4 protein-coding genes are annotated in these 4509 nt (G+C 61.6%); all 4 read left to right on the top strand.

All coding sequences use genetic code 11. The features are described from left to right. Nucleotides 1-178 precede the first annotated feature (178 nt). Entirely contained in the window at nt 179-448 is a 270-nt protein-coding gene (locus AOJ26_RS43595; RefSeq protein ID WP_143663544.1) for a hypothetical protein, read from the top strand. Next, nucleotides 441-3578: a protein DpdH gene (gene dpdH, locus AOJ26_RS27945; RefSeq protein WP_063790329.1), complete on the top strand. Its 3138-nt coding sequence runs from the start codon at nt 441-443 to the stop codon at nt 3576-3578. Before AOJ26_RS43595 ends, dpdH begins: the two co-directional genes overlap by 8 nt. An 11-nt stretch (nt 3579-3589) precedes the next feature. Continuing rightward, nucleotides 3590-4261, top strand: coding sequence for a hypothetical protein (locus tag AOJ26_RS43590; protein ID WP_143663545.1), 672 nt, complete (start codon nt 3590-3592; stop codon nt 4259-4261). Further along, nucleotides 4258-4509 (top strand): hypothetical protein (locus AOJ26_RS44555; protein ID WP_234358688.1); only part of this gene is annotated, 252 nt, incomplete at its 3' end. The genes AOJ26_RS43590 and AOJ26_RS44555, both read left to right, overlap by 4 nt.

Genomic DNA, 4509 nt, shown 5'->3' with positions numbered 1-4509 from the left:
ATCAACCGGCCCAGGCCGGGGCGATCCGGGCAAACGCCGGGGCCCTGACTGGGCCCCCGCTTTGGGGTTGGCCGCACCCCCGCTCTTCCAAGTCGAAGGAAGCGCAAACAGACTTGTACCCGATTGCACGACTGCGGTCCGACAAACGGCGGCCGAACTGCAGCAGACCGAGGTGAGGATGAACGCTGTAGAAGTGCTGCGAATCCTTCGTGAGAGGCTTCCCGTGCTGCCGGGCGGCGCACACTCACGGGCTGTGGGACTTCGTTCTCCAGGTGACACTACGGCCGGCGCGGCTCTCTCCTTCGCGCTGCTGCGTGGCGAAGACGAGAAGTGGTTGCGCCTTGAGCACGACGATGACGCACAGCACGTGCTCCAGGTTCACGACCCGGACAGGTCATCTGCGCGACCGGTCAGTGCCATCACCATCCTGGAGGCCATCAATGGCTGACTTCCGCGGCATGCTCTGCTGGGACCCGCCGACCGCATCTGCAACGATCAACACCGAGGCCATCAGCCCCCACCGGTCCGTCTTCCTTGCCACGCATGCACCTTTGCGCATCAAGCGTGCCTTGGTCTCAGAGGACAAGCAGGTGCAGCCGATCGGCGATCTGATCAATGAACGGTCTGTAGTCAACGACTTCCTCACCAAGAAGTCCGACTCAGGCGCCCTCCTCATGCTGGTCCTGGGAGACTCAGGATCCGGTAAGTCCCATCTAATCCGATGGGCGCGCGAGAATATCCCAACGTTCGTTCCAGATTCGGACACCCACGAGGTCATCTACCTCGAACGCTCCATGACCAGCCTCAAGGCCGTGGTCAAGGCTCTCATCGCCAAGGCGGACAGCAGTGAACTAGCGCAACTCAAGGAAGATGTCGACAGGTTCACTGCCGACATCGATCAAGAGTCGCTCGGCCGTCGCATCCTCAATGAATTGAGTGAGCTTCTATCCGCGACAGTGCCGAAGGATATCCCGGGACCAGGACGGGTACTTGCCGGCCCAGGGAGGCTGGCAGCGATGCTGCACGACCCGTTCATTCGACAGCACATGTTGTCGGAAGGAAAATTTGTTCCGCGGCTTGCGGCTCAGCTTCTCAGGGATCGCCGCAGTGGGCAGGACGAGCGTCCTGAGACCTTCACTTTTGAAGACTTGCCTCTGGATGTCGACTACGACAACGCCGCTTCAGATATGGTCGCTCGCCTGCTTAACCAGATCGCCACGCGAGACGACCTCCAGGCCACCGCCGTGGACCTACTCAACAAGCACTTGGAATCTGCGGTTAAGAATGCGGCCAACCTCGGCGCGGGGCGTCTCTTGGACGCGATGATGCAAGTCCGCGAGGAGTATCAGCGACGCGGAAAGGAAATCATCCTCCTCATCGAGGACTTTGCTCTCATTCAGGGAGTCCAGCAAGATCTCTTGGACGCTGTGATCGAGGCAGCAAATCGGGACGGAAGCACGTCGCTCGCCCCCATCCGCACGCTCATGGCTGTCACGCCGGGCTACCTGGAACAGATTCCGGAGACGGCGCTCACCCGAATCCGGGCTACCGCTGGGTACGTCTACAACCTGGATGTCCCCTTCAGTGCGACCGACACCGGAAGCCAGGAAATCTCTTCGTTCGTCGGACGCTATCTCAACGCAGCTCGCGTAGGCCGGGACGCGCTGGAGCGCGCTCGCGACGGCGAAACACCCAACGCGTGTGAAGGTTGTCCTCTCCAGGAACGATGTCACGACGCCTTCGGTGTCACGCCAGAAGGGTACGGCCTGTATCCCTTCAACTCGTCTGCTCTCGTCAGAACCGTCCACTCAACCGCAGACCCGAAGAAGCCATGGTCTTTCGTTCCTCGAACCGTTCTCGGCAGTGTCGTACGACCGTTGCTGATCGATCACGCCGAATCCATCCGGCGAGGTGAATTCCCAGACTCTGAATTTCGACGCCGGTTCTCGAGGGCTGACATCGATAAAGTGTTGAGCCGAGAGGCGCATGCCTTCATTGACGAGAACGATCGCGTCGACCCTGAGCGACGAAAGTCCCTTCTTTTGTTTTGGGGAGACGCTCCCGCGGACGCCAATGCGATCGATGGCACGATCCTGGAAGCATTCTCTCTGCCTCCCTTGGACGGCCAATCGCGGCGGATCCCGACAGGGGCACGTCCACCTTCGACGCAGAGGCATCTCGACGAATCCCTCGATAGGGAAACCGAGCCTGCTTCCGGCACGGACAACATTCCTCGATCTCTCAAGAAGAAGCTGGAAACGGTCAATGTTTGGCTTACCGACGAAGAAGTCCTAGACAATTCCACCGCACTTAACGTCCGCACTATCATCGCGACGGCCGTGCTGCAGCGATACCGCTGGGAATCACCGCTGATGCACGAGCAAGGCAAGCGAGTGATGGTAGGAGTAGGAGGGGCTTGGCCCAATAACGCAACAGTGGTTTCAGTAGCTGGGGCGGACGAGCGCCTGGCCGGCGCTGCTGACGCGCCCATCCGCTTCGGACGCACAGCCAAGGACAGCTACTTCTTCGAAAGCCTGCTGTGCGCCGAGTCGGGCAAGGGACAGGTCAGAAGCCAGGACATACGGCGTCTCGCAACCTACGCCGACCAGTACGCGCCAGCCCTCACGTCACGCGTTCAACGTCACCTGGAGATCTCCGACGAGCAGTTGGTACTTGGCCTACGTGCTTCTCTACTCGGCGCGATGCTCGCCGGCCAGGCGTACCCGGGGATGGAAGCCGCCGCGCTACTCACCGCTGTCCTGGACGAAGGTCAGGGATGGGAGCGGGCGGACGTTGCGTTGAGGACAAAGCAGTGGAACGACATCTTGAAGCGTCACCTGGAGGCGCGTCCTGTTCTCGTTGAGCGGCTCAGGGAAGCCGTAGGTGTCGCGCAGGGCGTGACCGGGGCCGTGCGGATGATTGACGCTGCCCGCATGTTGCCGCTACTCAAGCGGACGACATCTCAGTGGGAATGGACGCTCGACAGGACACAGGTCCCATCGTGGGTGCAGAAGGCGGTCACCGGCTTCTCCGCACTGTCTGTCCTGGTGGACGAGCAACTGAACCTGCTTGAGAACCAGTTGGCGGAGATCCGGCAGCGGCACCCTCGCGGCACCAACAGCGCACACACGCTCACCGCGATCGAGGGCGCCCTCACCACGGCCCAGGAGGTCGGCGGGCTGATGCCACTCGGAACGGACCAAACACTCCGCTTCGAGTCGCTCCTTGAGCGGGGCAAGCAGGTCGAATGGACCGCGGTGTCCGAACTGGAAGACGACCTCGCCCGAGCATCGGATGAAAACCGGACTGACCGAGTTCGACAGGCCGCTCGCATTGCTGCTGCAGCGCAGGACCGTGGAACAGCCATCCAGGACATCCATTTCTTGCTCTCCGAGAGCGAATCGTGGCTGGAAGCTGCACTCAGGAGGGCTGACGCGCGAACGGGCAGCAGTGCAGTCGACAGCGTCTCTCTCGCTATGCAGACCGTGCTCAGTGAATGGAATGAGGTAGCACGATTGGCCTCTGATGCATCGAGGTCAGCCGAAGCCTCCGCCACGCTGGAAGGAGACGCCGAGTGACACAGAGACCTGTGTATGAGATGGCGCTGCAACTGCAGGATCGAGCCCGGCAGTTGGCTGAGGGCGAGGCGGGCGCGAAGGAGGCAGCCCGGGTTTCGTCGCGTATCAACGAACTGAGTGCACGCCTAGCGGATCTCCGGAAGGAAGTCACAGTGGCACTCGCCTTGAAGAACCAGGGCGCAACAACGGGCCCCGGCCTCTTGGCGGCCAGCGACGGGCTTGAGGCGTTCGCGCGGAGGGCTCAGAACGGGTGGCCTGGCGATCAGGCTTTCAACACGGCCAGGCGGAAGGTCCAGGCGGCAGCCGACGCCATCCGAGAAGAGAACCTCGCAGCATGGACCGAGTGGTCAGGTCGCCAGTTGGCTTCGCTTCCTCTGGCACGGATTCCGATGCTGCCTCCGCAGGAGCAAGTATTGGCTCGATCGCGACGTACTGATCTTGAACGTACCGCGTCAGCCAAGGCCGTTACCGCCGGGGACATCACCCTATTCGTGACCAAATGCGAAGCACTCGCAGAATCACTGCGTGATGCGAAGGAGCCGCCAGCGGAACTCCTCGCGCTTCTTGAACGACTCGACCGTCGCCCGGCTCCAACTCTATTCGACATCACGGACCAGGAAATTGCCCTCTTGCGTGAATTCGCAATGGATGGCCAAGTCGCACTGACAAGGAAGGGCGCGTGACACAGCTTATCAACCAAGGGTTCGCCAATGCGCTTCTCAACCGGCTGGAAGACCGCGAACTCCCCCTGCTCTCCTGGGGAGTGACGGAGAGCGCCCTCTCTGAAGCTGAGGTTTTGGAGACCATCGACGAACTCCTTGTCACCCGACAGGACGCACCGGCCGGGGCCTCGACCGACGAGGTGCTAGAGGAGTGCCTCGATCCAGGGCCCCGGCGTTTGCCCGGATCGCCCCGGCCTGGGCCGGTTGAT

Origin of the sequence: Streptomyces sp. NRRL B-24085, from assembly GCF_001282115.1 — a bacterium.
Taxonomy (GTDB): Bacteria; Actinomycetota; Actinomycetes; order Streptomycetales; family Streptomycetaceae; genus Streptomyces.
Note: the sequence above shows the minus strand (reverse complement) of the source record. Positions and strands in the feature narration are given on the sequence as shown.